Genomic DNA, 26,619 nt, shown 5'->3' on the forward strand with positions numbered 1-26,619 from the left:
GAGGGAGGAGAACGACATGGCAGCGGAGGAGAAAAAAGGCAGACGCACGCGTCTCGACGACATCGCCGCCCGGTGCGGCGTCTCGATCAGCACGGTCTCACGCGCCTTGGCCGGCGAAAAGGGCGTCAGGCCCGAAATTCGCAAGCTGGTGCTGGAAGCCGCAAGTGCCGTCAGCTACGCCTTGCCGGCGAGCGTCGCCGGCAAGAAGGTCATGCTCGTCGCCTCCGGCGCGGCAATGATCGACTATGTCCGCAACCAGTTCACGCTTCATGTGCTCGAAGGCTTGAATGCACGCGCGGCCGCCCTCGGCATCGAACTGGCCATGCGCCCGGTCGCCGACAAGGCCGATGAAGCCCGTGTCGTCGCCGAGATGCGGGACGATCCAGGCTTCGGCGGCATGCTGATCCTGACCGTCGACGAAGAGGATATGCTGGCGGCAGCCGCCGGCCTCGGAAAGCCCGTCGTGCTCGTCAACAGCGACGATCCCTATATGCGGCTTTCCAGCGTGACGCCCTGCAACCGCTCGGCCGCCTTCATCGCCGCCGAGCGGCTGATCGAGGCCGGGCACCAACGCATCCTGTTCATGCTGCGCCCGGGACGGCGGACGATTGAGCGGCGCCTTGAGGGCTGGCGCGATGCCCTGCAGCATCACGGGCTGCAGGCCGATGCCGATCTGGTGCTCGAGGTCGACGACTGGCTGCCGGAATTGGGCGCCGAGGCGGTCACCCGCCTCGTCCGCGACAGGGGCCTTTCCTTCACCGCCATCCTGACGGCGGGCGACAGCCTTGCCAACGGCGCCGTGCGCGGATTGCAGGCGATGGGGTATGCCGTGCCGCAGGACATTTCCGTCATGGGCATCGACGACCTGCCGCAATCGGCCTTTCTCAATCCGCCGCTTTCGACGGTGCATATCCCGATGCGCGAACTCGGCGCCACTGCGCTCGATCTGTTGCGCGACATGATGCTCGGCCTTGCGACGCCGCGGCGGCGTGTCGAGCTTTCCTGCCATCTCGTCGAAAGAGGCAGTGTCGCAGCCATCAGCGGCTCAGCAGCGGGAAATATCAGGCCTCGATGAAGCTCGCTTCGAACAGTTCGCGGGCATAGGCATCATGCGTCACGCCGGCCTGCAGATCCTGTTTGGTGAGTTCGTCGACGAAGCAGCCTTTCTTCATGATCAGCACCCGGTCGCACATATGGGCGATGACCGCGAGGTCGTGGCTGACGAGCAGATAGGTCAGTCCCTTTTCCTCACGCTGATCAGCCAGCAGGTTGAGAATTTCGGCCTGGACCGAGACATCGAGCGCCGATGTCGGTTCGTCGAGCAGCAGGATGGGCGGCGACAGGATCAGCGCCCGGGCGATTGCCACGCGCTGTCGCTGGCCGCCGGAAAGCTCATGGGGAAAACGATTGGCGAAGCTTGCCGGCAGGCCCACCTGGATCAACGCCTTTTCGACCTTCGACCAGATATCGGAATGGCGCATGGCGCGCAGCGGTTCGGCGAGCGCAGTGCCGATGCGATGGCGCGGATGCAGGGATCCGTATGGGTCCTGAAACACCATCTGGGCGAATTTCAGCTCCTCGCGGGAGCGATGCTTGCCGATCGGCCTGCCGCCAAGCTGGATCTGCCCGGTCCAGCCCGCCTCCATTCCGGCGAGGCACCGCAGCACCGTCGATTTGCCGCAGCCGGATTCGCCGACAATACCAAGCGTCTCGCCCTGGTTGACCTGAAAACTGATGCCCTTGACGACATGGTTACTTGATTTGCCCGAGGCAAAGACGACATCGAGGTCGCGGACATTGATCATTGCGCCGTCTCCAGATCGAGTTTTGCCCTGTCGAGAACCGCCAGCCGGCGAACCGGGTTCTTCGGGTCGGGCAGCGCGGCAATCAGCCCGCGGGTATAGGGATGGCGGGCCTCCTCGAGACTGGTCAGCGTTTCGACGATGCGGCCGGCATACATGACGATGATACGCTCGCAGAAGGCCGCCACCATCCGGATGTCGTGGCTGATCAACAGCAGGCCGGAATTGTTCTCGCGCACCAGTTCGTCGAGCAGCAGCAGTACGTCCTTGCGAACGCTGACATCGAGCGCGGAGGTCGGTTCGTCGGCAATGACCAGCTTCGGCCGTGCCAGCAGCATCATGGCGATCATCACGCGCTGGCCCATTCCGCCCGATATCTGGTGGGGATAAAGCGCCATGACCCGGTCCGGATCGCTGATGCGCACGCGCTCCAGCATGGCGCGGGCGGCGTCGGGCGCCTGGCTCTTGCCGAGACCGAGGTGAAGACGTGCAGCTTCAGCGATCTGCTTGCCGATCGAGAGCACCGGATTCAGCGAATAACGCGGATCCTGCATGATCAGCGCAATGTCCTTGCCGCGAAGCGCACCCATCTGCCGCTCGCTCTTTGACAGCAAGGGATCGCCGCCGAGATCCAGGCGTTCGGCGGAGACCACCGCTGCCGGCGGCAGCAGACGCATGATCGCGCGCCCCGTCGTCGATTTGCCGGAACCGGATTCTCCAACGATGCCGACCCGTTCGCGCCCGACGTCGAAACTGACATTGGAAACGGCGGGCACGGCGCCGCGGCCGAAGCGGACGGTCAATCCCTTGACTGCGAGAACAGGTTGAAGATCACGATCATTGATTTCACGATCTGGCATGGCGGGGGTCCAGAATGTCGCGCAGAGCATCTCCGGCGATGTTGAAGGCAAGGCTAGTCAGAAGGATGGCAATACCCGGCATGACGGCGACCCACCAGTAATCCAGCATGAACTTGCGGCCGTTGGAGATCATCGCGCCCCATTCCGGCGCCGGCGGCTGCGCGCCGAGTCCGAGAAAGCCGAGGGAAGCCGCCGTCAGGATGATGCCGGCCATGTTGAGGGTCAGGCGGACGATGACTGAGGGAACGCACATCGGCGCGATATAGAGAAGAAGGATGCGGATCGGCGAGGCGCCGTAAAGGCGGGCGGCGACCACATAATCGGCGTTTCTGACGACAAGCGCTTCGGCGCGCGCAAGCCTGGCAATCGGTGGCCATGCGGTCAAAGAGATCGCGATGATTGCCGTGGTCAGGCCGGCGCCGAGTGCGGCCGCGAAAGCCAGCGCCAGAATCAGCGATGGGAAAGACAGAACGATATCGGTCGCCCGCATCAGCAGCGCATCGGTGCGCCCGCCGAAGAAGCCGGCAACGACGCCGATCAGCAGGCCGATCGGCCCGACGATCAGCGAGATCGACAGCACGGTCTGGATGGTGATCCGCGTGCCGAAGATCAACCGGCTTAAAATGTCCCGGCCGAATTCGTCGGTGCCGGCCCAATGCGCCAGGCTCGGGGCCTGCAAGGCATCGCCGAGCGACTGCACGACCGGATCATAAGGTGCGAGAAGCGGCGCGAAGATCGCGATCAGGCACAGCAATCCGAGGATGATGAAGCCGGCAAGGCCAAGCGGCTCGGCAGCCAATTTGCGGCCGGCACGAGCCAACGACACCGCTATGCGGGTCGATACGCTTGGCGGGCGGATCCGAATGTCACTGCGGATGGCGTCGCTCATCGGGCTGCCTCCCGCATGCGCGGATCGAATACGGCGTAAGCGACGTCGGCGAGGAAGTTTAACAGCATGAAGATGAATCCCACGATGATGGTGCCGGCAACGATGGCGTTCATGTCGCCGATCATGAGGGCATTCGTCATGTACTGGCCGATGCCCGGCCAGGAGAAGACGATCTCGGTGACGACAGCGCCTTCGAGCAGCCCGCCATAGGAAATCGCCAGGATGGTGATCAGCTGCACCGCAATGTTGGGCAGGACGTGGCGCCAGATCGTGCCAAATGGGCTGACACCCTTGGCACGGGCCGCGATCACGTAATCCTGGCTCAACTGCTCCAGGGTGAAGCTGCGTGTCATCCGGGTAATGTAGGCCATCGCCGCATAGGCCAGGATAATGGCAGGCAGAATGATGTGGCCGAGCGCGTTCCAGAAGATTTCCGTCTCGCGTTGCAGCAGGCTGTCGATCAGCAGCAGCCCGGTCTTGGGCGTGACCAGGCCCTCGTAGAAGACATCGATCCTGCCCGGCCCGCCGACCCAGTTCAGGCCGGCATAGAAGATGACGAGCCCGACGATGCCGAACCAGAAAACCGGGATCGAATGCCCGACGAGCGCCACCACCCGGGCGATCTTGTCGACGAAGCTGTCGCGAAACAAAGCCGCGACCAGGCCGAGCGGCACACCGACGAATGTCGAAATGATCACCGCCAACGTCGCCAGTTCGAAGGTCGCCGGAAATGCCTGAGCAAGGTCCGACGAGACGGGATTGCCTGTCAGAACGGCGGTGCCGAAGTCACCATGCGCCAGCCCGTTCAGATAGACGAAAAACTGCTGGTAGATCGGCAGATCGAGGCCCAGGCGCGTCCGCATCGCCGCATAGGCGGCTGGATCGGCGAGCTCGCCGACGATCGCGCCGACCGGATCGGTGGGCAGAACGCGGCCGATCACGAAGGTCACACATAAAAGGATGAACAGGCTGACCAGCAAATGCGCCAGGCGTCGGCCAAATTCGGCTACCGAGAGTTCCTTCATGATCGGCTGTCCTGGGAGTCTTTACTGGGTTTCTACCTTGGTCACGTTTTCGAGACGCGTCAGCTGCGACGGATGCCCGACATATCCCTGGACCTTGCCGGTGAGGACGATCGGCTCAAAGCGCTCGAAGAGCGGAAGCACGGCCGGCTTCTGTTCGACGAACATCTTCTGCATTTGAACGTAGAGTTCGCCGCGCTTCTTGGCGTCCGGCTCCATCGATGCTTTCGCCGTCAAGGCCGTGAGTTCGGGAATGTCCCAGGCCGAGCGCCAGACGAAGTTGCCGGCATTGTTGGCCTCTTTCGAATTGTCGGGATTGGAGGAAAACTGCTCCATCGACCCGAGCACATTCGGCATGTAGGCGCTGGTCTGCGGGATCAGCAGATCGAAATCCCTGGCGCGATGGGCGGCAATGATCTCCGAGCCATTGCCCTGCTGGATGTCGATCTTGATGCCAACCTGGGCAAGCGATGCCTGGATGGCGGTGGCAAGATCGATGCGCGGCGTTTGCGCAATGGTCTTCAGTGTCAGCGAGAAGCCGTCCTTGAAACCTGCCTCGCTGAGCAACTGCTTGGACTTTTCGACGTCGAGATGCCAATCCGGGCTCGGGATCGCATATTCGAAGTTCTCCGGAACGGGAACGGTTCTTGCCCGTCCGTAAGGCCCCATGATCGTCTTTTCGATGCCTTTGTAATCGATACCGTAGGCGATCGCCTCGCGAACCTTAGGATTGGAGAGGTACTGGTTGCCGGCATTCATCGACAGCACGTAGAAGCCGCCTGTCGGAATACGCTGGATGGCAAAGCCCTGCTTGTCCTGGAACGTCGCGAGATCGGATGCCGTCAGCGCGCTCGCAATATCGATATCGCCGCGCTCCAGCATCAGCCGCTCGACCTGGCTTTCCGGCACATGTCGAACGATGACGCGGCGCATCTTCGGAGCGCCGGTCATATAGTCCTTGTTGGCGTCGAGAATGACCAATTCATTCGGTGACCAGCGATTGAGGGTGAACGGGCCGGAGCCGGCCGAATGCGTCCGCATCCAGGCGTTGCCGTAGTCATTGTCAACGGCGTGGCTTTCGACCTCAACGCTGTCGACCACGCTGGTGGTGGTCGTCGTCAGCCGGTAGAGCAGAAGCTCTGCCGTCACCTGGTCGGAAAGATCGATGCGCACCGTCTGGTCGTCGACCGCCTTGACGAGCTTTTCGACATTGTTCTTGTCGTAGCCGACGCGCTTGAGATTGGCGGCGGCGGCCTGATCCATCTTCAAGAGCCGCGCCAGCGAATAGACGACATCCTTTGAGGTCACCGGGTTGCCGGAGGCGAAATTGGCCTTGCGCAGCGTGAATGTGATGCCCTTGTCGTCAACCTTCCAGCTTTCCGCCAGCTGCGGAAGGATCTTGCCGTCCGCCGTGCTGGCGACCAGTCGGTCGTAAAGATTTGACATGATTTCGACCGCTTTGCCTTCGGTCGCCTGCTGCGGATCGAGGGACAGAACCTGGGCCAGCGATGTCCCGATCACCAATTGGTCCTGCGGCGTGGCGGCCTCCAGCTGCGGTGCGGCGATTGTCAGGGCGCCGAAAACGGCGCCGACGAACAAGCCTTTAGAAAAATGCTTCATTGTCACTCCTCCCTGGATTACTATGGAAGACATATTATGTCGCCCGTATGTCGTATTATGATCTATCGAAGCCTGATACGGTTGACAAGGCCCGAGCGGGAAACTTGAGTGCAAGGGGATTGGGGAACGGAAAAATGACGATACTCAGCCGTGGCCGGCAAAGACTGGCGCAACAGGTCATCGATCAGTTGCGGGCGCAGATCGAGACGGGAAAGCTCAGGGTGGGCGACCAGCTTCCAACCGAGCCGCAGCTCGAAGCGACCTTCGGCGTCAGCCGCACCGTGGTGCGCGAGGCGATTGCCGACCTCAGGTCGGCGGGTTTCGTCAAGCCGATCCAGGGCAAAGGGGTGTTTGTCTCGGATCCGCAGGCGCATTCGGTCCTGTCATTGACGCCGGTGGAAATCAAAAGCATTCCGGAAACCCTGGAGTTGCTGGAGTTTCGCATGGCGGCCGAGGGTGAAGCGGCGGCCATCGCCGCCTATCGGCGCACCGCCGAGCAGGAAGCGGCCATCCGTGAAGCCAACCGCCGCATGGCGAACCTGATCGAGACCGGGCAGCAGACGGTGGAGGCGGATTATGCCTTCCACATGGCGATCGCCGCCGCTACCAACAACCGATTCTATGTCGATGTCCTGCGCCAATTCGGCCCCAAGGCGATCCCCCGCGGCCAGTTTCCGACGCTGCCCGAAGCCAATGACAGGGAGTATCTGCAAAAGGTCTATGCCGAACATGTCGAAATCCTGTCGGCCATCGCCGATCAGGATCCCGATCGCGCCCGCCAGGCGATGCGTGCGCATATGATGGCCAGCCAACGTCGCTATCGGATGCTCTCCGAGCAGCAATAGGGCTCGACTCTCTTCGAAATTCATATTATGTCATATGACATTGCATAATTTCGAAAGAGACTCAAATGTATCTGGGAACACAGGTCGCCGCGCGGGATGACGACGATTATCGGATCTTCGCGCAACTGGGTGTGAAGCATATCAACGCCGATCCGCCGGGAGAACCGAGCAGTTGGACGCTTTGCGACCTCGAGCGCCATCGCGACAAGGTCGAAAGTTTCGGCCTGATCCTCGACATGATCCAGCTGCCGCTGCCCTCGCAGCCGATCGAAAAGGCGTCCTATCCCGATATCCTGCTCGCCGGCCCGGAGCGCGACAGGCAGATCGACGCCGTCTGCAAGCTGATCGAGAATACCGCAGCGGCCGGCATTCCCGCGGTCAAATACAATCTCAATCTGATCGGCATTCCCCGCACACCCGATGAGCCGGGGCGCGGCGGCTCGATGAATGCCAGCTTCCGCTGGGACAAGACGGATCAGCAGGCCGCACCCGGTCTTGCCGGCGTTCTGTCCGAAGACGAAAACTGGGAGCGGATCGACTATTTCCTCGAACGCGTCGTTCCGGTCGCCGCAAGCAACCGCGTCAGGCTCGCCTGCCATCCGCACGATCCCTATACGCCGCCGGGCTTTCGCGGTGTCACGCGGGTGCTCGGCAGCGTCGAAGGCCTGAAGAAATTCGTGCTGATGCGCGAAAACCCCTATCACGGCCTCAATTTCTGCCAGGGCTCGATCGGCGAGATGCTCGAAAATCCGGGCAAGGAGATCGACGACGTCATCCGCTGGTTCGGCGAGCGCAACAAGATCTTCAATGTTCACTTCCGCAATATCCGCGGCGGCAAACTCTCCTTCATGGAGACCTTCCCCGACGAGGGCGACATGGACATGGTCCGCTCGGCCAGGATCTACAAGGAAGTGGGCTTCAAATACATGCTAATGCCCGACCATGTGCCGACCGTCAGCGGCAAGGACCCTTCCGCCACCGCATTCGCCTATTGCTACGGCTATATCGCGGCCCTTCTGCAGACGCTCGAAAGCGCCTGAGACGGCCAATTTCAACAGGTAAGGAACAGGACTTTCATGATGAACCCGATTGAATTGAAGAAGGCCGTCGGTAGTGGTCTCCTCTCGTTTCCGGTGACGCATTTCGACGATCAGCTCACATTCGACGAGGCGAAGTACCGTCGTCATGTCGAATGGCTTTCGGGTTTTGACGCCGCTGCGCTGTTTGCCGCCGGCGGCACGGGAGAGTTCTTCTCCCTCAATCCGGCCGAAATCCCGCAGGTCATCCGCGCCGCCAAGGCCTCTGCCGGCAACACGCCGATCATTTCGGGCACCGGCTACGGCACGTCGCTGGCAATCGACATCGCAAAGGCTGCCGAGAAAGCAGGCGCGGACGGGCTGCTGCTGCTTCCACCCTATCTGATGTTTGCCGAGCAGGCCGGCCTGATCGCCCATGTCAAGGCGGTCTGCCAATCGGTCGGAATCGGCGTCATCGTCTATAACCGCGACAACGCAGTCCTGACGGCCGAAAGTATTGCGCGGCTCGTCGAGGAATGCCCGAACCTGATCGGCTTCAAGGACGGCGTCGGCGATGTCGACAAGGTGATCGAAATCACCACGTTGCTCGGTGACCGCCTGGTCTACGTCGGCGGCATGCCAACCCACGAGGTCTATGCGCAAGCCTATTTCGCCGCCGGCGTGACGACCTACTCCTCCGCCGTCTTCAACTTCGTCCCCGCCCTCGCCCAGCGCTTTTACGGCGCCTTGCGCACCGGCGACCAGGCGACCGTCGACGAGATCCTGAAGAGCTTCTTCTTCCCCTTCGTCGCCTTGCGCAACCGCAAGAAGGGCTATGCCGTCTCGATCATCAAGGCCGGCTTGCGGGTGCTCGGTCAAAACCCCGGCCCTGTGCGCCCGCCCTTGACGGATCTCACCCCGGAAGAAGTGGCGCTGCTCGACAAGATCGTCCAGGCCAACGGCGTCGCGCGGATCGCGGCGGAATAGTCGCGGGTTACCTCAACGGTCAAAACCGCCGGGCTTGCTCGGCGGTTTTGTCGTTGTCAGGCATCCCTTAAATCACGCCCACAGCATGTCGCGCAAAAACGCGCGCAGCAGTTTCAGAGCGCTACGCCGCTTCCACGGTCGAAGACGTGCACCTGGTCGCTGGCAATGCTCGCCTCGAAGACTGCGCCGTAGCGGGCGGGGTATTCGCCGTCGACGATGGCGGTCACCTGCTGGCCGGCCAGATCGAAGACCACATGGGTCTGGGCGCCTGTCGGTTCCACCAGCATGGTGCGGCCGGCAAGCGGCGTCTCGCCTGATATGCCGGGAATGAGATGTTCCGGGCGCAGGCCGATGGTGACAGCCTGGCCGGGCCTGACCCTGCGATCGGGCGCGATGCGGATTGCCGTGCCGTCGTCGAGGCGGGCGGCAGGCGCTCCAATTTCGCCCTCCACCGTGCCCTCCAGCATGTTCATCGCCGGCGAGCCGATGAAGGCGGCGACGAAGAGATTGGCCGGTTTCCGGTAGAGTTCGAGTGGCGTTCCCTGCTGCTCCACCCTGCCCTGATTGAGCACGACGATGCGGTCGGCAAGCGTCATCGCTTCGATCTGGTCATGGGTGACATAGATCGACGTCGTCTTCACTTTCTGATGCAGCGTCTTGATCTCCGAGCGCATCTGCACGCGGAGTTTCGCATCGAGATTGGAGAGCGGCTCGTCGAACAGGAAGACGGCCGGATTGCGCACGACGGCACGGCCCATGGCGACGCGCTGGCGCTGGCCGCCGGAAAGCTGGGCCGGCTTGCGGTCAAGCAGTTGGCCGAGATCGAGCATGCGGGCGGCCTCGGCCACGCGAGCCTCGATCTGCGGTTTGGCGACGCCGGCGAGCTTCAGATTGAAACCCATATTTTCGGCGACGGTCATGTGCGGATAGAGCGCGTAGGACTGGAAGACCATGGCGATGTTGCGCTCGCGCGGCGTCATGGCGTTGACGATATTGCCGCCGATGGCAATCTCGCCGTCGGTGATCTCCTCGAGGCCGGCGATCATCCGCAGCAGCGTCGATTTTCCGCAGCCGGACGGGCCGACAAGGGCGACGAATTCGCCATCCTGAATATCGAGCGAGATGCCGTGGATGACGTCGACGGCGCCATAGGCCTTACTTACATCGTGCAGTGAGACGGATGCCATGCTTGCAGCTCCAATGGTTCGGCTCAGGACTTCACGGCGCCGGCGGTCAGGCCGGCGATGATATGCCGCTGGGCGACGAAAAAGACGATAATGGTGGGCAGGATGGTCAGGGTGATGAAGGCGAGCACCAGCTGCCATTCGGTGCCGTATTCGCCCCGATAGACCATGATGCCGAGCGGCCAGGGATATTTCGATTCCGAGTTCAGCATGATCAGCGGCAGGATGTAGCTGTTCCAGCTGCCGACGAAGGAGATGATGCTGACGGTGGCGACGATCGGCCGGGAAAGCGGCAGCGAGACATGCCAGAAGAACCTGAGATAACCGCAGCCGTCGACGAAGGCCGCCTGGAACAATTCTTCCGGGAGGTTGCGGAAATAGTTGCGAAACAACAGGATGCTCATGCCGAGGCCGAAGGCCACCTGCGGCAGTACCACGCCCCAATAGGTGTTCAACAGGCCGAGATCACGGATGCGGATGAAGAGCGGCAGGATCGCGGTCGCCGCCGGAAACATCAGGCCGAGCAGGAAATAATTCAGCAGGAAGGACGAGCCGAAGAAGCGGACGTGGGCAAAGGCGAAAGCGGCCATCGACGAGACGATCAGCGTCAGCAGCACGGTGAGTGCTGCAATGATCAGCGAATTGCCGATCTGCAGCCAGTAACGTTCGCCGAAGAGAATGTCGGTATAATTCGTCCATTGCCACTCCGTCGGCATGCCGAACGGATTGGTGCGCAGGTCGCCCAGCGTCTTGAAGCCGCCGAGTGCCGTCGTCAGCAGCGGCACAAGCACGATCGCGGCAATCAGGCTCAGCGACACATAGAGATAGATGCGTGTCGACGCACTCATGCGGATGGAGGAGCTGATATCAGTCATGGCGCATGAAGATCCTTTTGTAACCGAAAGCGAGCGTCACGCAGATGATGAAAAGCACGACGCCAACGGCGCTGCCGAGGCCGACCTGCATGCGCATGACGCCATAGGTGTAGAGGAAGGTGACCATCGTCTGCGTCGAGTTGGACGGTCCGCCGCCGGTGAGCGGCATGATCATATCGAAGAGCTGCAGCGAGCCGACGACGGCAAAGAAGATGGAAAGGCGCAAGGTCGAGCCGAGCAGCGGCAGGGTGACATAGCGAAATTTCTGCCAGCCGGTGGCGCCGTCGATTTCGGCAGCCTCGAGCACGCTCTTGTCGACGGATTGCAGGCCGGCGATGAACAGCATCATGTGAAAGCCGAAATATTTCCAGACGATGACGCCGAGCACGGCATAGATCGCCACGTCCTTATCGGCGAGCACGTAAGGATTGGCGAAGCCGAAGAAATTGGAAACGGCGGCAAACAGGCCGTAATCGCCGTCATAGACGAAGCGCCAGATGAGGCCCGCGGCAACATCTGCCAGCACATAGGGCATGAAGAAGATCAGCCGGTAGCCGACGACACCGGGAATGCGGTGGGCGAGCATGGTGGCAAGCCAGATGGCAAGCGGCACCTGGATGCAGATCGAGATCACTATGATCAGGCCATTATTCACCAGCGCCTGGGTGAAAGCCGCATTGCGGAACAGCACCTGGAAATTGCGCAAGCCGATGAACTCGGTCGGCGTGCCGTAGCCGTTCCATTTGTAGAGGCTGTACCAGGCCGCCTCGCCCATCGGCATGATGACGAAGAGCGTGAACAGCAGCAGCGCCGGCGGCAGAAAGATGAGCAGCACCGTCAGCCGGTCATGGGCGACCGAGCTTTTCCGGTTTGCCGCCCGTCTTGCCGGCCTTGCGGCCGAAGTCATCGAGGGTACTGAAATATTGGCCATGGGTCCTGCTTTCGTTCGTCGGCAGCAATGCCGGCGCTCCGCTTGATCGGGAGCGCCGGGAAGGCTCTGCGGGCGCTGGTTATTGTTCCAGCTCGAAAGCGTCCTGGATCATCTGGGCGCCGTCCTTGGAATTCATCTGGCCGGAGACGATTTCCACCGAGACGTCGTTGACGACACGGCCGACGGCCGCGCCGAGATCCTGGTCAAAGAAGTTCTGATGCCAGGTCGAACCGGCAAGCTGTTTGGCCGATTCGGCCAGCAGCGGATTGACGACGCCGTCATCGGCGCCGACTGCAACGGGAAGCAACATGCCGGCCTTGGCCATCGCCCGTTCATTCTCCGCGCTCGTCAGGAAGGCGAGGAAATCGATCGCTTCCTTGGACGCCTTCTTGGTGACGGCCCAGCCGTTCAGGCCGCCGAGCGTATCGGTCGGCTTGCCGGCGCCGCCTTCGACTGTCGGGAAGACGAAACGGCCGATATTGTCTGATGAAAGACCCTTGCCGTCGCCGGCATTCTTGCGCTGGTTGGCCTCGGTCGCTTCAAAGCCGAGGATCATCGCCGCCTTGCCGTCGCCGAAAACACCGAGCGTCTGCGGCCAGGTCGCACCGAGATAGCCGGGCTGGAACGGCTCGAGCTTGCCGAGTTCGGCGAGGTCGTCGCCTGCCTTGATGATCGCGGGATCAAGGAAGCCTTCGCCTTCGCCGTTCTTGGCGGACTCAAAGACTTTCTGGCCACCCTCGCGCATGACGAGATAGCTCCAGTAGAAATGGATCGGCCATTTCTCACCGCCGCCGCCGGCGATCGGCACGATGCCGGCCGCCTTGATCTTCTTCACGGCGTCGAGAAAATCCGCCCAGGTCTTGATGTCCTCGGCTTTAACGCCGGCCTTGGCAAACAGCGCCTTGTTATAGAAAAAACTGACGAGACCCACCTTGTAGGGGATCGCCCAGGTCTTGCCGTCGAAGGTCAAACCATTGACCGAAGCCGGGGTATAGGCGCTGCGCAGCTTGCCGCCATCGGCATCAAGCGCTGACGTCACATCCTGGAGCGCGCCGGTCTCGGACTGTTGCTTCAACACGCCGCCGCCCCAGCTGAAAAAGAAATCCGGCACGTCGTCGGATTGCAGCAGCGTGGGAAGCTTGGCCTTGAAGGCTTCGTTTTCGAGAAACTGCATCTGGATGTCGACATCGGGATGCTGGGCTTCGTATTTCTTGACGATATCCTCCCAGGCCGCGACATTTTTCGGGTCGAGTTCGAGATGCAGCCATTTCACCACCGTCGTCGCCGAGGCGGCACCCGCTCCCGCCAACAACAGGCCTGCTGCCGCGGCCATGGATACGATGCGCCTACCGCCGAAAGCGGCGTTCTTCAGCATAAAATTCATTGATTTTCCTCCCAGGGGTCTATCCTCACAATTTTTCCCCTATGCGGATTAATTCAACGGAGCTTTGCCCGGATGTCAACCCAATTACCGCTATTTTTACCAAATGCGCTTGACAGGCCCACGGGATTGCCTGCTATTTATTTCGTAACCCGTTAAAAATATTGGGTTCCGCCCAACGAACGATGCCGGCTAGTTTTTCATGAAGACCGCAGATCCAGAATTGATGCGCGCGATCAATCGCTTGAACGTGCTCGATACCATCCGGCGCAATGGTCCGATCTCGCGCATCGAGATCAGCGAACGCACCGAGCTGTCCACCACGACCGTTTCCGCCATCACCGCCTCGCTACTCGACGACGGGCTGATCCTGCCGCGCCACGAAGGCGATATCCGCAATGAGGCGGTGCGCGGCAGACCGCGCGTGGCGCTGGAACTCAATCCCGACGCCGCCCGCGTCGTCGGCGGCAAGATCGCCGCCAACAGGATGGTCTTCGTCGTCACCAATTTCCGCGGCGACGTGCTGTCGAAGCTCTCCCTGCCGATCCGCATCGACCGGCAGCCCATCGGCGTCATCGCCGATCTCGTCGAGGACGGTGTGCGGCGCTGCGTCGTCGATGCCGGACTGTCGCTTGAAGATGTCGACAGCGTCTGCCTCGGCTTTCCCGGTGTCATCGAGCACCGCACCGGCTATATCCGCAGTAGCCCGATCTTTCGCGACACCAATATCGATTTCGCCGCCGAAATGTCGACGCGGCTGTCGACGCCGACCATCGTCGAGAGCGACGCGCATGCCATCACGCTCGGTCATCACTGGTTCGGGAAAGCGCGCGATCTCGAGGATATGGTATTGATTTCGCTGGAACAAACGCTGGGGCTCGGCGTGCTGCACGGCAACAGCCTGTTTCGTGGCGCCGGCGGTCTCAGCCACAATCTCGGCGACCTGGTGCTCGGCATGGGCCCGAACGGCGTAATCCGGCTTTTCAGCCAGGCCGGCGAAAGCGCCATCCTCGGCGAACAGCCGGCCGACGGGCGTTTTGCCGAAGCGATCCGGCTCGGCCGCGGCATGAACCATGCCCAGGCGCTGATCAAGGCTGATGACGACCGGCTGATCAGCGCCGCGATCCGCGCCGGCGAAGCGGTGGGATTGACCATCGCCAACATCGTCACGCTGTTTGCGCCGCCCCGGGTCATTCTTGTGGGGTCGAGCCTGGCGCTCGGCGAACCCTTTCTGAACAGCCTGCGCGATGCCTATGCGCTCGCCATTCCGCCTTCGCTGAAGGGGGTGAGCGAACTCGTCTTCGACGATTCGAGCGATGATTTCTGGGCGCAGGGTGCGGCTGCCGTGGCGCTCTACGAGCTTTACGAATCGCCCTGGAGCACGACGGGGCCGGCGCTCTGACGGGCGTCACAATCAAGATCAATGGAGGAATTCATGGAGAGAGTCGGTATCGGCATCATCGGATGCGGCAATATTTCGGGCGCCTATCTGACGGCGATGGCATCCTTTCCCATTCTCGACATTCGCGGCGTCGCCGATCTCAATCGGGAGCTGGCCGATGCGAAGGCTAAGGAATTCAACGTTCCCGCCCGATCGGTCGAAGAGCTTTTCGCCGACCCGAAGGTCGAGATCATCGTCAATCTGACGATCCCGAAAGCCCATGTCGCGGTCGCGTTGCAGGCGCTTGAGGCCGGCAAACATACCTATTCGGAAAAGCCGCTCGGGATTAATTTCGCGGAAGGGAAAAAATTGGCGGATGCCGCCAAGGCGAGGAATCTGCGCATCGGCGCGGCGCCCGACACCTTCCTCGGCGGCGGCCACCAGACCGCCCGCGCGCTGATCGACCGGGGCGTCATCGGCCAGCCGGTCGGCGGCTCGGCAAGCTTCATGTGCCCCGGCCATGAACGCTGGCATCCTAACCCGGCCTTCTACTACGAGGTCGGCGGCGGGCCGATGCTCGACATGGGTCCGTATTACATCACCGACCTCGTCAATCTTCTCGGGCCGGTTGCCAAGGTTGCGGGTTTTGCGACGACGCCGCGGGCCGAACGGCTTATTACCAGCGAGCCGCGTAATGGCGAGCGGATCCCCGTGCATGTCCCGACCCATGTCGCCGGCATGATGCGTTTTGAGAACGGCGCCGTCGTCCAGATCGCCATGAGCTTCGATGTTGCCGGCCACAAACATGTGCCGCTCGAAGTCTACGGCACCGAGGGCACGTTGATCGTGCCGGATCCCAATAAGTTCGCCGGACCGGTGGAATATCTGAAGAAGGGCGGCGCGTTCGAGGACCAGCCGGTCACCGCGCCCTATGCCGACGGCAACTATCGCTCGCTCGGCGTCGCCGACATGGCGCATGCGATCCGCTCCAACCGGCCGCATCGTGCCAATGGCGATCTGGCGCTGCATGTGCTCGAAGTCATGGAAGCATTCCACACCGCGGCTGCGACAGGTCGCACGGTGGCGATATCAACGGCGGTGGAGCGCCCTGCCCCCTTGTCCGATTCCATCGTCGACGGACGGCTGGCGAAATAAATTCAGGAGGAAAGACTATGCGTGAAGCACTGATCGTCTGGGGTGGCTGGAGCGGGCACGAGCCGCAGGAATGCGCCGAAATCATCAAGACCATGCTCGAGGAGGACGGTTTCAAGGTCTATCTCGAACACGGCACCGAGGCGCTTGCCGACCCTTCCGTTCACGATCTCAGCCTGGTCGTGCCGATCATGACGATGTCGAAGATCGAGAAGGAGGAGGTCAAAAACCTCGCCGCCGCGATCGAAAGCGGCGTCGGCATCGCCGGTTATCACGGCGGCGCGGGCGATGCCTTCCGCGACTCCGTCGACTACCAGTTCATCATCGGCGGCCAGTGGGTGGCCCATCCCGGCAATATCATCGACTACACCGTCAACATCACCCGGCCGGACGATCCGCTAATGGAGGGAATTGCCGATTTCCCCTATACGTCAGAGCAATATTACATGCATGTCGACCCCTCGAACGAGGTTCTGGCGACGACCAAGTTCACCGGCGAGCACGCCTACTGGATCGACGGCGTCGTCATGCCGGTCGTCTGGAAGCGCAAATACGGCAAGGGCCGCGTCTTCTATTCCTCGCTCGGCCACCAGGCCAAGGAATTCGACGTGCCGGAGATGAAGACAATCTTCCGCCGCGGCGCCAACTGGGCGGCGCGGTAGGGGGAAGTTCGGATCCAAAGATTGCCCCTCACCCTAGCCCTCTCCCCGTAAAACGGGGAGAGGGGACGTGCCTCGCGAGACGTCGGCGAGAGACGGAGAGGTCACTGCTTGTCCCCTTCTCCCCGCAGGCGGGGAGAAGGTGCCGGCAGGCGGATGAGGGGCAGGCCGCAACCTCAGCGCAGAATCAACGCCGTCCCGTAAAGCCCCAACGCAAAAACCGTATGCGCCAACAAATTGAAGCACCGCACCTTGTTCGGTGTCGGATGTTTGGAGGCCGCCCAGCCGATGCCGAGGCCCGGTTGCAGCAGAAACCACCCTGCCCCGACGGTGACAATGCCGAAGATCCAGGCGGGAAGAAATGTCGGTGCGGCGAACCAGCCCTGCCCCATGATGATCGCGAAGATCACGCCATAGAGAATGCCGACGGCGTAGTGGCTGATCCAGCCGAGCGCCAGCTCATTGGCATAGGGTTCGGCATCGGCGATGCTGTCATGAAAGACCTTGCCGCGGCGAAGGTGCCAGAACCAGCGGCCGACCGGCGCCCAATTGGGGGCCGTCTGGCCGAAGACCTTGGTGAGCACGATCGCCCAGAGATCCATCAGGATGGTTGCACCGGCGCCGATCGCCAGGCCGCGCAGCAGAATATCGAACATCGGGAATCACCGGAGAGCGTTAAATTGCAGAGGCGCCAGCAAACCATTGCAGATGCGTTGGCGCAATGGCTGCAGTGAATTCCCAACGCATTCAGTGCTCATGCAATTGTGCCGCCTGACCTCTGCGCGGCCGCCATTGCCGCATCATCCGCAAAAAGGCATCGGTGCGGGCGCAAATTGATGCTTTTCGTATGCAGAGATATTCCCTACTCACTGTCGAAACGGCAATGAGAGGCGCGGCGATGGCAATGCCATTTTACTGGAACGAATTGAACAGCTCCGATTTCGCCGGACTTTCGCCCGATACGACCATTGCCATCCTGCCGATCGCCTCGACGGAACAGCACGGCCCGCACCTGCCGATCGCGACCGATGTGACGATCGCCAACGGCATGCTGGCCGAACTGCGAAAGCAGAAGCCCGACGATCTCGATTTCCTGGTGCTGCCGACACAGGAGATCGGCAAGGCGAACGAACATATCTACGGGCCGGGAACGCTGTCGCTCGGCGCGGAACTGCTCATTCCCGTCTGGACGGCGATCGGCGCCAAGGTTGCCGAGGCCGGCATCCGCAAGATGGTCATCGTCAATTCGCATGGCGGCAATGTCGACATCATGAGCATCGTCGCGCGCGAGTTGCGCGTCCGCTATCGGATGGCCGTCGTCTCGACGCAATGGGGCCGCTTCGGCCATCCGGAAGGCATGATCAGCGAAGACGAGTTGAAATACGGCATACATGGCGGCGAGGTCGAGACTTCGCTGATGCTCTATTTCCGCCCTGATCTGGTACGGATGGACAGGGCGCAGAATTTCACCTCCAAGGCCGAATGGATGCGCGGACAATCGCGGTATATCCAGCCACTGCCGCCGCATTCGCTTGCCTGGATCGCCCATGACCTCAATCCGGACGGCGTCGTCGGCGATGCCTCGCGCGGAACGGTGGAGAAAGGCGAAGCAATCTGCCGCCATCAGGTCAGGGGCTTCATCGAGTTGCTGTCCGACCTGAAGCGCTATCCGCTTTCCAGCCTCTATTCACAATAGTGCGGACGAAAGTGAGCTACGGGGCGAGAGGCTTTTCCATCGCGATATGACCTTTGGCCTGCAGTTCTTGCACGAGGCCGGCAAGTTCGGCGAGCAGATATTCGACGAACAGGCTGGTGGCGGAATCGAGCGGCGCACGGGCGCGGGCAAAAAGCTTCATCGGCTGATGACGCGCATGCGGCTCGGCGATCGGCCGGAAGACCAGTTCGCCCTGACGGCACTCCGTGATGACGTCGAGCGGGTTCAGAATCGTCAGCCCCGCGCCCGACTTGACCAGCTTCTTCAACATCTCCGAGGCATTGGTCTCAAGCACCGGTTCGACATGCACGTCCAGGCGCGCCAGGGCCAGATTGATCACGTCACGCAGACTAGTGCCCTGTTGGGCCAGCACCAGGCGTTCCTGGACGATGTCGGCAAGGTTGATCGGACCTGAACCAATGAGATGATGGCCTGGCGGCAGGACGACGCCGATCGGGATGTCAAAACTGCCGAGCGCACGGATACCGGGTGTGGCGGGGATATTGAAGCCGAGGCCGATATCCACCTCTCCCGAAAGAACCGGATTGACCGTCATCGTGCCGGCGTCGTTGCGCAGTTGCATGAAGACGCGCGGATGCTCCGATTGGAAGCGGGAAATGATGTCAGGCAGCGGCCCCGCGGCAAGCCCAACGGTGGTAACGATGCGCACCTTGCCGGCCTGCTGCATCTTCAGGCTGCGGATGCGGCCCTCCAACCGCTCGTAATTCTTCAGCACCTCGCGAATATGCTCGATGCAGAGTTCGCCGGCCGCCGTCAGGCGCAGGCCGCGCGGCAGGCGCTCGAAGAGCGGAGCACCCATTTCCTCCTCCAGTGCCAGAATCTGCCGGTTGATTGCAGAGGACGCCACATTCAGCCGCGCTGCTGCTTTGCGGATGGAGCCGGAGCGCGCGATCTCATTGATGTAGATAAGCTTTCTGGAGTGCAGCATCGGAACCTCGTTGCATAAAATTAAAGCAGGCAGCACAAATTAGGCACAGGCTGCGGATGAGATGCCGAAAAGGCATCATTGCGCACGAAATTTGATGCTTTTCAAACAGCAAAGCAATCGCTCCAATGAAGAAAATCGGGCGTCGCCATGGACGTTCCGAGCTCTGAAGGGGAACGCTGATCATGCCCAATGCACTGAAGAATACGATCTTATCCGCGCTCATGGGTCTTGGCGGCGCCTTCGCCGCTGCTGTCGCGGCGCATGCGGCCGACAAGGTGAGCTACGGAACGAACTGGCTGGCACAGGCCGAGCACGGCGGCTTCTACCAGGCAGTCGCCGACGGCACCTACGCGAAACACGGCCTCGACGTCACCATCGTGCAGGGCGGCCCGAACGCGGCCAACAGCGCGCTGCTGATCTCCGGCAAGATCGATTTCTACATGGGTGGGCCGCAGGGCGAGATATCGGCTGTCGAACAGGGCATTCCGCTGGTCGACGTCGCGGCGATCTTCCAGAAGGATCCGCAGGTCCTGATCGCCCATCCGGATATGGGTATCGAAAAATTCGAGGACCTCGCCAAACTCAAGACCTTGTTTCTCGGCAAGGACGGTTATCTCACCTATTTCGAATGGATGAAGGCGAACTACAAGGGCTTCAACGACGAGCAGTACAAGCCCTACAATTTCAGCCCTGCGCCGTTCCTTGCCGATAAGGAATCCGCGCAGCAGGGCTACCTCACCTCCGAACCCTACGAGATCCAGAAGCAGGCCGGCTTCGAACCGAAGGTCTTCCTGCTCGCCGATAACGGCTATTCCCCCTATTCGACGATGATCACCACCACGCAGACGATGATCGACAGCAAACCGGATGTCGTTCAGCGTTTCGTCGATGCCTCGATCGAGGGCTGGTACAACTACCTCTACGGCGACAACAGCAAGGCGAACGAGCTGATCAAGAAGGACAATCCTGAAATGACGGATGGGCAGATCGCCTACTCCATCGCCAAGATGAAGCAATACGGCATCATCGAATCCGGCGACAGCCTGGACAAGGGCATCGGCTGCATCACCGACGCGCATTACAAGGCATTCTTCGACGAGATGGTGGCGATCAAGGTGTTCAAGCCGGAGACCGACTACACCAAGGCCTTCACGACGAAATTCGTCTGCAAGAGCACCGGCATGGCGATGAAGAAGTAAGCCCTCCGACGTTAGCCAAACGGTCCGCCGCAGCGACGGCGGACCTCATCCTCCCCTGGCGAATGAGACAGGCATGCCCTTAGCAGAAGCCCAGGCCCTATCCCCGCAAGAGACGCGCAAGCGGCCGCTGGTCGTGATGCAGTCGGTCTCGAAAGTCTTTTCCAGCGGCACCGTCGCCCTCTCCGACATGTCGGTCACTGTCGAGCGCGGCGAGTTCGTCAGCCTGCTCGGCCCTTCGGGCTGCGGCAAGTCGACGGCGCTGCGCATCATCGCCGGCCTTGGCGACGTGACGTCGGGAACGATCGACTGGCCGAGTTCGCGCGTCAATTCGAAGGGCCTGCCGGAAGGTGATATCGGCTTTGTCTTCCAGGAGCCGACGCTGATGCCGTGGAAGAACGTGTTCGACAATGTCCATCTGCCGCTGAGGTTGAGGGGGGCTTCGAAGGCGGCAGCGCATGCAGAGATCATGCAGGCGCTGACCACCGTCGGCCTCCAGGATTTCGCCAGGGCCTATCCACGCGAACTTTCCGGCGGCATGAAGATGCGTGTCTCGATCGCCCGCGCGTTGGTGACGAAACCGAAGCTGCTGTTGATGGACGAGCCTTTCGCGGCGCTTGACGAAATCACCCGTCAGAGGCTGAACGACGACGTGCTTCGGCTCTGGAAGACGACAGGCATCACCGTCATCTTCGTCACCCACTCGGTCTTCGAATCCGCCTATCTCTCGAACCGCATCGTCGTGATGAAATCAAGACCGGGCCGCGTACATGCCGACGTCCCGCTGACCACCAGCCTTGAACGTGACGAGCATTACCGCACCTCGGAAGAATACCGAAGGGCTTGTGAGACGGTCTCCCTTTCGCTGATCGGAGCAATCAACGCGGCGGGAGAGCATTGATGCGCGACCAAACTGATACGCCGCCACAGCTCCCTTACCTTGCTGCAAATGCCATTCCCAATCCCGCAGGCGCAAGGCACCGCGATCTCGCGCTGCGCATCACCATCCCCTTCCTCGTTATCGGCATGCTGATCCTGATCTGGTACGCCTATGTGAAGCTCTCGGGCGTGCCGCCCTATATCCTGCCAGGTCCGGCTGCAGTGGCAAACGCTTTCGTGACGGACTGGGGTACGCTTGCGCCTGCGCTCTGGGTCACCACCAAGATCACTTTCCTGTCGCTGATGCTGGCCCTTGTCGGCGGCGTCGGCTTTGCGATCTTCCTGGTGCAGTCGCGCTGGATCGAACTCGCCTTCTATCCGCTTGCCGTCATCCTGCAGGTGACGCCGGTCGTGGCGATCTCGCCGCTGATTCTGATCTATGCGCCGTCGACACAGATGGCGCTGTTGATCTGCGCCTTCCTCGTCGCCTTCTTCCCGATCCTTTCGAACATGGTCCAGGGGCTGAAGAGCGTCGACCACAATCTCATCAACCTCTTCGAGCTTTACGGCGCCTCGCGCTGGCAGACGCTGCTCTTTTTGAAACTGCCCGCCGCCCAACCCTATTTCATGACGGGTCTGAGGATCGGCGGCGGCCTGGCGCTGATCGCCGCCGTCGTCGCGGAATTCGCGGCAGGCTCGGCGGGCGCCGGCTCCGGCCTCGCCTTCCGGCTTCTCGAAGCGCAATATCGGCTCAACATTCCGCGTCTCTTCGCCGCGCTGCTGATGCTCTCCCTGCTTGGTGTGGCAATCTTCGCCGTGACCTCCTTCATTTCCTGGCTCGCCCTGCACCGTTGGCATGAGAGCAGCCTGAAACGGGAAAACTGATGACCCATTCCTTCCTTTCGCCGCCCAATGCCGGCCGCTTCGTGCTGAGCAATGCGACGCTGCCTGCCATCGCCGTCGAGGGATTTGCCGCGCCGGCCATAGAGGGGCTGGTCAAGGCGGATATCGTCATCGCCGATGGCGTCATCTCTGCGCTGCTGCCGGCGGGCGCAGCACCGGTGGAATTGCCACGATCCGATCTGAAGGACGGCATGGTCTGGCCCTGCTTCACCGACATGCACACCCATCTCGACAAGGGGCATATCTGGCCGCGCAACGCCAATCCCGACGGCACCTTCGTCGGCGCCCTGGACGCAGTGCGGGCGGACCGGGAGACGTACTGGTCGGCGGCTGATGTCGGCAAGCGGATGGAATTTTCGCTACGCTCTGCCTATGCGCACGGCACCAATCTGATCCGCACCCATCTCGATCCGCTGGCACCGCAGCACCGCATTTCCTTCGAGGTTTTTGTCGAGATGCGCGAGGCCTGGAAAGACAGGATCGCGCTGCAGGCAGTGGCGCTCTTCCCGATGGAAAATATGGTGGACGCGGCCTATTTCGCCGACCTGGTCGCCGTCGTCCGCGAAAAAGGCGGGCTGATCGGCGGCGTCACCCGAATGACCGCCGATCTCGACAGCCAGCTCGATGTGCTTTTCAGGGCTGCCGCCGACAATGGCCTCGACGTCGATCTTCATGTCGACGAGAGCGACGATCCTGCCGCCGAGACGCTGAAGGCGATCGCGCAGGCCGTGCTGCGCAACCGGTTCGAAGGCAAGGTAACGGCGGGTCATTGCTGCTCGCTCGCCAGGCAAGACGAGGAGACGGCAAAATGCACGGTCGAGCTTGTCGCGAAGGCTGGCATCTCCGTCGTCTCGCTGCCGATGTGCAACCTGTATCTGCAGGACCGTTACCCCGGCCGGACGCCTCGCTGGCGCGGCGTCACCCTGTTCAAGGAACTGGCGGCGGCCGGCGTTGCGACAGCGGTGGCCTCCGACAACACGCGTGATCCTTTTTATGGCTATGGCGATCTCGACCCGGTCGAAGTGTTGCGCGAGGCGGTCCGTATTCTGCATCTCGATCATCCGCTGGACACGGCCGCGCGCATCGTTACCACCTCGCCCGCGGATATTCTCGGCCGGCCCGACAAGGGGCGCATCGCCGCTGGCGCCTCAGCCGATCTTGTGCTTTTCAGCGCCCGGCGCTGGAGCGAATTTCTTTCCCGTCCGCAGTCTGACCGCGTGGTGCTTCGGCGCGGCAAGGTGATCGACCGCAGCCTGCCGGACTACCGTGAACTCGACAGCGTCTTTGGAGCCTGACATGCCGGATTATCAGACGATCAAAAAGCAACTCGAAGGCATCGCCGTCGAGGACAATCCGGCCCTGGTGCGCCAGAAGAGCCGCGATTTTTACTGGTATTCGCCGATATTGAAGGCACAGCTCGACAATGTCACGGCCGATCTCGTCGTCACCCCGAAAAACGAAGACGAGGTCATCCGAACACTCAAGGTCGCCTTCGCGCATGGCGTGCCGGTAACGCCGCGCGGTGCCGGCACCGGCAATTACGGCCAGGCCATGCCACTTTCCGGCGGCATTGTGCTCAACCTTGCGGCCATGGACAAGATCAAGGAAATCCATCCTGGACGGGTTGTCTGCGAACCGGGGATCGTCATTGCGCAGCTCGACAAGCAGACCAAAGCGCATTCCGGCCAGGAACTGCGCTTCCACCCGTCGACGGCGCAGACGGCGACGGTCGGTGGCTTTATCGCCGGTGGCTCCGGCGGCGTCGGGTCAATCACCTGGGGCGGTCTGCGCGATCTCGGCAATATTCTGCGTCTGCGCGTCGTCACAATGGAGGCCGAGCCGCGCGTGCTGGACCTGACCGGCTGGGACCTGCAGAAGGTAAGCCATGCCTACGGCACCAACGGGATCATCACCGAAATCGAAATGCCGCTCGCCCCTGCCTATGATTGGGTCGACGTGCTTGTCGGCTATGACGACTTCATGGCATCAGTGCGCTTCGCGGATGCATTGGCCAAATGCAACGGCATCCTCGTCAAGGAAATCGCGCCGATCGCGGCACCGATCCCGCACGAATATTTCACCCGCCACAGGCCCTTTATCCGCAAGGGCCAGTCGGTGGTCGTGCTGATGATCGCGCCGCATTCGATGGATGCCTTCCTGGCCTTTGCCGGCGCCCACAAGGGTGAGATCCTCTTCCGCTCCGACACGATCGAAAGCATGAAAGGCATTCCACATGCCTATGAGCTTGCCTGGAACCACACGACACTGCGTGCGCTGAAGGTCGATCCCGGCTTCACCTATCTCCAGGTTCAGTATCCAGGCCCGGATCACGTCGCCAAGGTCGCGAAGATGGTCGAGATCTTCGGTGAGGAAGTGCCGGGCCACCTCGAATTCATCAGGTTCGACGGCCAGATCCAATGCTCCGGCCTGCCTCTGGTGCGTTATACCACGGCGGAGCGCCTCGAGGAGATCATCACGATCCACCAGGATCACGGCTGCCCGATCTTCAATCCGCATCGCTATACGCTTGAAGAAGGCGGCATGAAGCGCACCGACAAGGTACAGCTCGCCTTCAAGCAGGAAACGGACCCGAGCGGTCTGTTGAACCCCGGCAAGATGATCGCCTGGGAGAATCCTGATTTCGATTTCAATGCCGGCAAAAACTACCTCTTCCCCGGGCTGGCGAGCGTCATGGAGGCCTGATGAGAGTTCTCGTCCTTCATTCGCATCCGGTCGAGGAAAGCTACGGCAAGGCGCTCTACAAACAGACGCTGGAAAGCCTGCGAGAGGCCGGTCACGAGGTGGATGCGTGCGATCTCTACGCCGAGAATTTCGATCCGGTGCTCTCCCGTCACGACCGGCTCGCCTATCACGATTATCCCGATAATACCGCGCTGGTGAAACCCTATGTCGAACGGCTGAGGCAGGCTGAAGGACTGGTGCTGGTGACGCCGATCTGGAATTTCGGTTTCCCGGCGATCCTGAAGGGATATTTCGATCGCGTCTGGCTGCCTGGAGTCTCGTTCGAACTGATCGACGGCAAAGTGGAATCGCGGCTGCGCCACATCAGGAAACTCGCGGCCGTGCTGACATACGGTGCCACGCCGTTTCGCGCCTTCGCCGCCGGCAACCCGCCGAAGAAAATCGTCAAGCGTGTGCTGAGGGCGCAGATCAATCCGCTGCGGCCAGTCACCTTTCTTGCCCATTACGACATGAACAACTGCACGCCCGAAACCCGGGCCAGGTTTCTGGAAAAAGTGAAAGTGGCGATGGCGCAATTCTAAGCCTCTCGCCTCAACCGAGGCATCGACTGTCATCTGCTTTCGTCATTCGACCATATAGTCTGTTCGTCGCAGTTCCTCGTTCAGCTAAGGAAATGCTTATGAAGAAGATTATCAATCCATCGTCTGTCCGGCGCCCGTTTGGGAATTACAATCACGGGCTGCTGGTGCCGGCGGGCGCCTCTCTGCTCGTGACCTCGGGGCAGCTCGGAATCGGTCTCGACGAGAAAGTGCCGGAAGATATCGGTGCACAGGCAGAACTTTGCTTCGAGGCCATCAAAGCAATTCTCGCCGAGGCGGAAATGAGTTTTGCCGACGTCATCCGCATCTCAGGCTTCGTGACAAAGCGCGAGGATTTCCCCGCTTATATGGCCATGCGGGATCGCTACACACTCGATCCGAAGCCGGCCTCGACGCTGATCATCGTCAGCGGCTTCACCCGCCCCGAATTTCTCGTGGAAGTCGAAGTCACGGCCGCCAAGCTGATTTGCTGAAGCGAGCGTAGGACGCGCGCTTGTCAGCCGCCCCCGCGCACGCGGCGATCTGCAGCACTTCCGCGACACTCGACAAGGCCGAGGCTTTCGAGCTTGGCAACCTGACGACGGCTCTCCAAGGCGCGTCTGAAACTGCGAGAGGCCGCCTTGTCTCAGAGGGCGTCGCGCTTGTATCGCGGCCTCCAACCGCGGGTCATTCCGCGGCTCATCGCCCGCTCCGCCAGCGCCAGTTGTTGGCGGAGATGTTTGCAGTCGTCGAGCAGCGAGCGGATCGCCGCCTTGGCATTGTCGTCATGCCAGGCCAGCACGGCTTCGACTTCCCATGCCGGATCGGGCCAAACCGGTTCGGGCCAAACTGGATCGGGTTCCGGGATCTTTGCCGGTTGCATCAGTTCAGCGCCAATGGCAATTGAACCGGACGCGGCAAGGGCGGCAGCGGCCGGCTGAGTTCGACCTTTCTCTGCCAGGCGGCGCGTCGCAGCTGATCGCGCTCGCGCGCCGCACGCGACGCTTCGACAAGGGCTAGGGCGTTGGCGATCACCTGTTCCGTATGCGTCATGACCATCTCCAGTGTTCCTGTTTTGTTCCACACTAGACTT

Annotated in this window: 28 protein-coding genes and 1 pseudogene; 15 read left to right on the forward strand and 14 right to left on the reverse strand. The window is 61.4% G+C overall.

The annotated features are described in order from the left end of the window. Nucleotides 1-16: 16 nt before the first annotated feature. Nucleotides 17-1,075, forward strand: coding sequence for a LacI family DNA-binding transcriptional regulator (locus ACS4RS_RS19015; protein ID WP_449313784.1), 1,059 nt, complete (start codon nt 17-19; stop codon nt 1,073-1,075). Here ACS4RS_RS19015 and ACS4RS_RS19020 read toward each other — a convergent pair. Genes ACS4RS_RS19020 through ACS4RS_RS19040 form a run of 5 tightly spaced genes read right to left on the reverse strand, consistent with a single transcriptional unit; the run spans nt 1,062 to nt 6,193 of the window. Continuing rightward, the gene (locus ACS4RS_RS19020) at nt 1,062-1,805 is read right to left on the reverse strand and encodes an ATP-binding cassette domain-containing protein (protein WP_439009716.1); all 744 of its coding nucleotides are present in this window, start codon (nt 1,803-1,805) and stop codon (nt 1,062-1,064) included. The two genes, ACS4RS_RS19015 and ACS4RS_RS19020, sit on opposite strands and share 14 nt — an antisense overlap. Further along, nucleotides 1,802-2,662 (reverse strand): ATP-binding cassette domain-containing protein, encoded by an 861-nt coding sequence (locus tag ACS4RS_RS19025; RefSeq protein ID WP_439009715.1) that lies wholly within the window; start codon nt 2,660-2,662, stop codon nt 1,802-1,804. Before ACS4RS_RS19025 ends, ACS4RS_RS19020 begins: the two co-directional genes overlap by 4 nt. Then, nucleotides 2,649-3,551, reverse strand: coding sequence for an ABC transporter permease subunit (locus ACS4RS_RS19030; protein ID WP_439009714.1), 903 nt, complete (start codon nt 3,549-3,551; stop codon nt 2,649-2,651). Before ACS4RS_RS19030 ends, ACS4RS_RS19025 begins: the two co-directional genes overlap by 14 nt. Further along, nucleotides 3,548-4,576, reverse strand: a complete 1,029-nt coding sequence (locus tag ACS4RS_RS19035) for an ABC transporter permease subunit (protein ID WP_439009713.1) — start codon at nt 4,574-4,576, stop codon at nt 3,548-3,550. The genes ACS4RS_RS19030 and ACS4RS_RS19035 overlap by 4 nt, the downstream gene beginning before the upstream one ends. Before the next feature lie 21 nt (nt 4,577-4,597). Further along, a complete protein-coding gene (locus ACS4RS_RS19040; protein ID WP_439009712.1) occupies nt 4,598-6,193 on the reverse strand; it encodes an ABC transporter substrate-binding protein in 1,596 nt (531 codons plus the stop codon). 134 nt (nt 6,194-6,327) lie between these two features. On the opposite strand from ACS4RS_RS19040, the gene ACS4RS_RS19045 reads away from it, so the two are divergent. The 3 genes from ACS4RS_RS19045 (at nt 6,328) to kdgD (ending at nt 9,041) form a co-directional block, all read left to right on the forward strand. Beyond that, nucleotides 6,328-7,038, forward strand: a complete 711-nt coding sequence (locus tag ACS4RS_RS19045; RefSeq protein ID WP_439009711.1) for an FCD domain-containing protein — start codon at nt 6,328-6,330, stop codon at nt 7,036-7,038. 65 nt (nt 7,039-7,103) lie between these two features. Then, complete coding sequence (locus tag ACS4RS_RS19050) at nt 7,104-8,078, forward strand: mannonate dehydratase (RefSeq protein WP_439009710.1); 975 nt, start codon at nt 7,104-7,106, stop codon at nt 8,076-8,078. Nucleotides 8,079-8,114: 36 nt separating this feature from the next. Continuing rightward, nucleotides 8,115-9,041, forward strand: coding sequence for a 5-dehydro-4-deoxyglucarate dehydratase (kdgD, locus tag ACS4RS_RS19055; RefSeq protein WP_439009709.1), 927 nt, complete (start codon nt 8,115-8,117; stop codon nt 9,039-9,041). Between the two features lie 113 nt (nt 9,042-9,154). Here the strand turns inward: kdgD and ACS4RS_RS19060 are convergent, their stop codons facing one another. From ACS4RS_RS19060 to ACS4RS_RS19075, 4 genes are all read right to left on the reverse strand, one after another. Next, a complete protein-coding gene (locus ACS4RS_RS19060; protein ID WP_449313785.1) occupies nt 9,155-10,366 on the reverse strand; it encodes an ABC transporter ATP-binding protein in 1,212 nt (403 codons plus the stop codon). Beyond that, on the reverse strand, nt 10,252-11,100 hold the full coding sequence (locus tag ACS4RS_RS19065) for an ABC transporter permease subunit (protein WP_439009707.1): 849 nt from the start codon (nt 11,098-11,100) through the stop codon (nt 10,252-10,254). Before ACS4RS_RS19065 ends, ACS4RS_RS19060 begins: the two co-directional genes overlap by 115 nt. Then, the gene (locus ACS4RS_RS19070) at nt 11,093-12,031 is read right to left on the reverse strand and encodes an ABC transporter permease subunit (RefSeq protein ID WP_439009706.1); all 939 of its coding nucleotides are present in this window, start codon (nt 12,029-12,031) and stop codon (nt 11,093-11,095) included. The genes ACS4RS_RS19065 and ACS4RS_RS19070 overlap by 8 nt, the downstream gene beginning before the upstream one ends. A 79-nt stretch (nt 12,032-12,110) precedes the next feature. After that, on the reverse strand, nt 12,111-13,415 hold the full coding sequence (locus ACS4RS_RS19075) for an extracellular solute-binding protein (protein ID WP_439009705.1): 1,305 nt from the start codon (nt 13,413-13,415) through the stop codon (nt 12,111-12,113). Nucleotides 13,416-13,614: 199 nt separating this feature from the next. On the opposite strand from ACS4RS_RS19075, the gene ACS4RS_RS19080 reads away from it, so the two are divergent. The 3 genes from ACS4RS_RS19080 to ACS4RS_RS19090 are packed head-to-tail and all read left to right on the forward strand — an operon-like array spanning nt 13,615 to nt 16,607. Continuing rightward, nucleotides 13,615-14,814 (forward strand): ROK family protein, encoded by a 1,200-nt coding sequence (locus ACS4RS_RS19080; protein WP_439009704.1) that lies wholly within the window; start codon nt 13,615-13,617, stop codon nt 14,812-14,814. 33 nt (nt 14,815-14,847) lie between these two features. Continuing rightward, on the forward strand, nt 14,848-15,948 hold the full coding sequence (locus ACS4RS_RS19085) for a Gfo/Idh/MocA family protein (protein WP_439009703.1): 1,101 nt from the start codon (nt 14,848-14,850) through the stop codon (nt 15,946-15,948). Nucleotides 15,949-15,965: 17 nt separating this feature from the next. Further along, complete coding sequence (locus ACS4RS_RS19090) at nt 15,966-16,607, forward strand: ThuA domain-containing protein (protein WP_183692918.1); 642 nt, start codon at nt 15,966-15,968, stop codon at nt 16,605-16,607. Between the two features lie 173 nt (nt 16,608-16,780). Here ACS4RS_RS19090 and ACS4RS_RS19095 read toward each other — a convergent pair whose 3' ends face one another. Continuing rightward, a complete protein-coding gene (locus ACS4RS_RS19095) occupies nt 16,781-17,260 on the reverse strand; it encodes a DUF2938 domain-containing protein (RefSeq protein WP_439009702.1) in 480 nt (159 codons plus the stop codon). Between the two features lie 242 nt (nt 17,261-17,502). On the opposite strand from ACS4RS_RS19095, the gene ACS4RS_RS19100 reads away from it, so the two are divergent. Beyond that, the gene (locus ACS4RS_RS19100) at nt 17,503-18,300 is read left to right on the forward strand and encodes a creatininase family protein (protein WP_439009701.1); all 798 of its coding nucleotides are present in this window, start codon (nt 17,503-17,505) and stop codon (nt 18,298-18,300) included. A 16-nt stretch (nt 18,301-18,316) separates the two neighbouring features. Here the strand turns inward: ACS4RS_RS19100 and ACS4RS_RS19105 are convergent, their stop codons facing one another. Continuing rightward, nucleotides 18,317-19,267 (reverse strand): LysR substrate-binding domain-containing protein, encoded by a 951-nt coding sequence (locus ACS4RS_RS19105; protein ID WP_439009700.1) that lies wholly within the window; start codon nt 19,265-19,267, stop codon nt 18,317-18,319. A gap of 182 nt (nt 19,268-19,449) precedes the next feature. On the opposite strand from ACS4RS_RS19105, the gene ACS4RS_RS19110 reads away from it, so the two are divergent. The 7 genes from ACS4RS_RS19110 to ACS4RS_RS19140 all read left to right on the forward strand — a co-directional run bounded on the left by ACS4RS_RS19110 (nt 19,450) and on the right by ACS4RS_RS19140 (nt 26,020). After that, entirely contained in the window at nt 19,450-20,466 is a 1,017-nt protein-coding gene (locus tag ACS4RS_RS19110; RefSeq protein ID WP_439009699.1) for an ABC transporter substrate-binding protein, read from the forward strand. A gap of 73 nt (nt 20,467-20,539) precedes the next feature. Next, nucleotides 20,540-21,364 carry an ATP-binding cassette domain-containing protein gene (locus tag ACS4RS_RS19115; protein WP_439009698.1) on the forward strand — a complete coding sequence of 275 codons (825 nt, stop codon included), beginning with the start codon at nt 20,540-20,542 and terminating at the stop codon, nt 21,362-21,364. Next, nucleotides 21,364-22,227, forward strand: coding sequence for an ABC transporter permease subunit (locus tag ACS4RS_RS19120; RefSeq protein WP_439009697.1), 864 nt, complete (start codon nt 21,364-21,366; stop codon nt 22,225-22,227). Before ACS4RS_RS19115 ends, ACS4RS_RS19120 begins: the two co-directional genes overlap by 1 nt. Continuing rightward, on the forward strand, nt 22,227-23,540 hold the full coding sequence (locus ACS4RS_RS19125; RefSeq protein ID WP_449313786.1) for a cytosine deaminase: 1,314 nt from the start codon (nt 22,227-22,229) through the stop codon (nt 23,538-23,540). Before ACS4RS_RS19120 ends, ACS4RS_RS19125 begins: the two co-directional genes overlap by 1 nt. A gap of 1 nt (nt 23,541) precedes the next feature. Further along, nucleotides 23,542-24,948, forward strand: a complete 1,407-nt coding sequence (locus ACS4RS_RS19130) for an FAD-binding protein (RefSeq protein ID WP_439009696.1) — start codon at nt 23,542-23,544, stop codon at nt 24,946-24,948. Continuing rightward, nucleotides 24,948-25,529, forward strand: coding sequence for an NAD(P)H-dependent oxidoreductase (locus ACS4RS_RS19135; protein ID WP_439009695.1), 582 nt, complete (start codon nt 24,948-24,950; stop codon nt 25,527-25,529). Before ACS4RS_RS19130 ends, ACS4RS_RS19135 begins: the two co-directional genes overlap by 1 nt. Before the next feature lie 98 nt (nt 25,530-25,627). Next, nucleotides 25,628-26,020 (forward strand): RidA family protein, encoded by a 393-nt coding sequence (locus tag ACS4RS_RS19140; RefSeq protein ID WP_439009694.1) that lies wholly within the window; start codon nt 25,628-25,630, stop codon nt 26,018-26,020. Nucleotides 26,021-26,055: 35 nt separating this feature from the next. On the opposite strand, the pseudogene ACS4RS_RS19145 reads toward ACS4RS_RS19140, so the two are convergent. The 3 genes and pseudogenes from ACS4RS_RS19145 to ACS4RS_RS19155 all read right to left on the reverse strand — a co-directional run. Beyond that, nucleotides 26,056-26,130: pseudogene (locus tag ACS4RS_RS19145) on the reverse strand (MarR family transcriptional regulator); the annotation flags it as partial. A 42-nt stretch (nt 26,131-26,172) separates the two neighbouring features. After that, nucleotides 26,173-26,409, reverse strand: a complete 237-nt coding sequence (locus ACS4RS_RS19150) for a hypothetical protein (RefSeq protein ID WP_439009693.1) — start codon at nt 26,407-26,409, stop codon at nt 26,173-26,175. Then, nucleotides 26,409-26,579 carry a hypothetical protein gene (locus ACS4RS_RS19155; protein ID WP_010069037.1) on the reverse strand — a complete coding sequence of 57 codons (171 nt, stop codon included), beginning with the start codon at nt 26,577-26,579 and terminating at the stop codon, nt 26,409-26,411. Before ACS4RS_RS19155 ends, ACS4RS_RS19150 begins: the two co-directional genes overlap by 1 nt. Nucleotides 26,580-26,619: the final 40 nt, after the last annotated feature.

This window comes from Rhizobium sp. F40D2 (assembly GCF_051810745.2).
Classification (GTDB): Bacteria; Pseudomonadota; Alphaproteobacteria; order Rhizobiales; family Rhizobiaceae; genus Rhizobium.

What these genes read in the sequence shown, in the direction of transcription:
- ACS4RS_RS19015 (WP_449313784.1), top strand. Translation starts at nt 17, where the DNA reads ATGGCAGCGGAGGAGAAAAAAGGCAGACGCACGCGTCTCGACGACATC.
- ACS4RS_RS19020 (WP_439009716.1), bottom strand. Translation starts at nt 1,805, where the DNA reads ATGATCAATGTCCGCGACCTCGATGTCGTCTTTGCCTCGGGCAAATCA.
- ACS4RS_RS19025 (WP_439009715.1), bottom strand. Translation starts at nt 2,662, where the DNA reads ATGCCAGATCGTGAAATCAATGATCGTGATCTTCAACCTGTTCTCGCA.
- ACS4RS_RS19030 (WP_439009714.1), bottom strand. Translation starts at nt 3,551, where the DNA reads ATGAGCGACGCCATCCGCAGTGACATTCGGATCCGCCCGCCAAGCGTA.
- ACS4RS_RS19035 (WP_439009713.1), bottom strand. Translation starts at nt 4,576, where the DNA reads ATGAAGGAACTCTCGGTAGCCGAATTTGGCCGACGCCTGGCGCATTTG.
- ACS4RS_RS19040 (WP_439009712.1), bottom strand. Translation starts at nt 6,193, where the DNA reads ATGAAGCATTTTTCTAAAGGCTTGTTCGTCGGCGCCGTTTTCGGCGCC.
- ACS4RS_RS19045 (WP_439009711.1), top strand. Translation starts at nt 6,328, where the DNA reads ATGACGATACTCAGCCGTGGCCGGCAAAGACTGGCGCAACAGGTCATC.
- ACS4RS_RS19050 (WP_439009710.1), top strand. Translation starts at nt 7,104, where the DNA reads ATGTATCTGGGAACACAGGTCGCCGCGCGGGATGACGACGATTATCGG.
- kdgD (WP_439009709.1), top strand. Translation starts at nt 8,115, where the DNA reads ATGATGAACCCGATTGAATTGAAGAAGGCCGTCGGTAGTGGTCTCCTC.
- ACS4RS_RS19060 (WP_449313785.1), bottom strand. Translation starts at nt 10,366, where the DNA reads ATGGCAGCTGGTGCTCGCCTTCATCACCCTGACCATCCTGCCCACCAT.
- ACS4RS_RS19065 (WP_439009707.1), bottom strand. Translation starts at nt 11,100, where the DNA reads ATGACTGATATCAGCTCCTCCATCCGCATGAGTGCGTCGACACGCATC.
- ACS4RS_RS19070 (WP_439009706.1), bottom strand. Translation starts at nt 12,031, where the DNA reads ATGGCCAATATTTCAGTACCCTCGATGACTTCGGCCGCAAGGCCGGCA.
- ACS4RS_RS19075 (WP_439009705.1), bottom strand. Translation starts at nt 13,415, where the DNA reads ATGAATTTTATGCTGAAGAACGCCGCTTTCGGCGGTAGGCGCATCGTA.
- ACS4RS_RS19080 (WP_439009704.1), top strand. Translation starts at nt 13,615, where the DNA reads ATGAAGACCGCAGATCCAGAATTGATGCGCGCGATCAATCGCTTGAAC.
- ACS4RS_RS19085 (WP_439009703.1), top strand. Translation starts at nt 14,848, where the DNA reads ATGGAGAGAGTCGGTATCGGCATCATCGGATGCGGCAATATTTCGGGC.
- ACS4RS_RS19090 (WP_183692918.1), top strand. Translation starts at nt 15,966, where the DNA reads ATGCGTGAAGCACTGATCGTCTGGGGTGGCTGGAGCGGGCACGAGCCG.
- ACS4RS_RS19095 (WP_439009702.1), bottom strand. Translation starts at nt 17,260, where the DNA reads ATGTTCGATATTCTGCTGCGCGGCCTGGCGATCGGCGCCGGTGCAACC.
- ACS4RS_RS19100 (WP_439009701.1), top strand. Translation starts at nt 17,503, where the DNA reads ATGGCAATGCCATTTTACTGGAACGAATTGAACAGCTCCGATTTCGCC.
- ACS4RS_RS19105 (WP_439009700.1), bottom strand. Translation starts at nt 19,267, where the DNA reads ATGCTGCACTCCAGAAAGCTTATCTACATCAATGAGATCGCGCGCTCC.
- ACS4RS_RS19110 (WP_439009699.1), top strand. Translation starts at nt 19,450, where the DNA reads ATGCCCAATGCACTGAAGAATACGATCTTATCCGCGCTCATGGGTCTT.
- ACS4RS_RS19115 (WP_439009698.1), top strand. Translation starts at nt 20,540, where the DNA reads ATGCCCTTAGCAGAAGCCCAGGCCCTATCCCCGCAAGAGACGCGCAAG.
- ACS4RS_RS19120 (WP_439009697.1), top strand. Translation starts at nt 21,364, where the DNA reads ATGCGCGACCAAACTGATACGCCGCCACAGCTCCCTTACCTTGCTGCA.
- ACS4RS_RS19125 (WP_449313786.1), top strand. Translation starts at nt 22,227, where the DNA reads ATGACCCATTCCTTCCTTTCGCCGCCCAATGCCGGCCGCTTCGTGCTG.
- ACS4RS_RS19130 (WP_439009696.1), top strand. Translation starts at nt 23,542, where the DNA reads ATGCCGGATTATCAGACGATCAAAAAGCAACTCGAAGGCATCGCCGTC.
- ACS4RS_RS19135 (WP_439009695.1), top strand. Translation starts at nt 24,948, where the DNA reads ATGAGAGTTCTCGTCCTTCATTCGCATCCGGTCGAGGAAAGCTACGGC.
- ACS4RS_RS19140 (WP_439009694.1), top strand. Translation starts at nt 25,628, where the DNA reads ATGAAGAAGATTATCAATCCATCGTCTGTCCGGCGCCCGTTTGGGAAT.
- ACS4RS_RS19150 (WP_439009693.1), bottom strand. Translation starts at nt 26,409, where the DNA reads ATGCAACCGGCAAAGATCCCGGAACCCGATCCAGTTTGGCCCGAACCG.
- ACS4RS_RS19155 (WP_010069037.1), bottom strand. Translation starts at nt 26,579, where the DNA reads ATGACGCATACGGAACAGGTGATCGCCAACGCCCTAGCCCTTGTCGAA.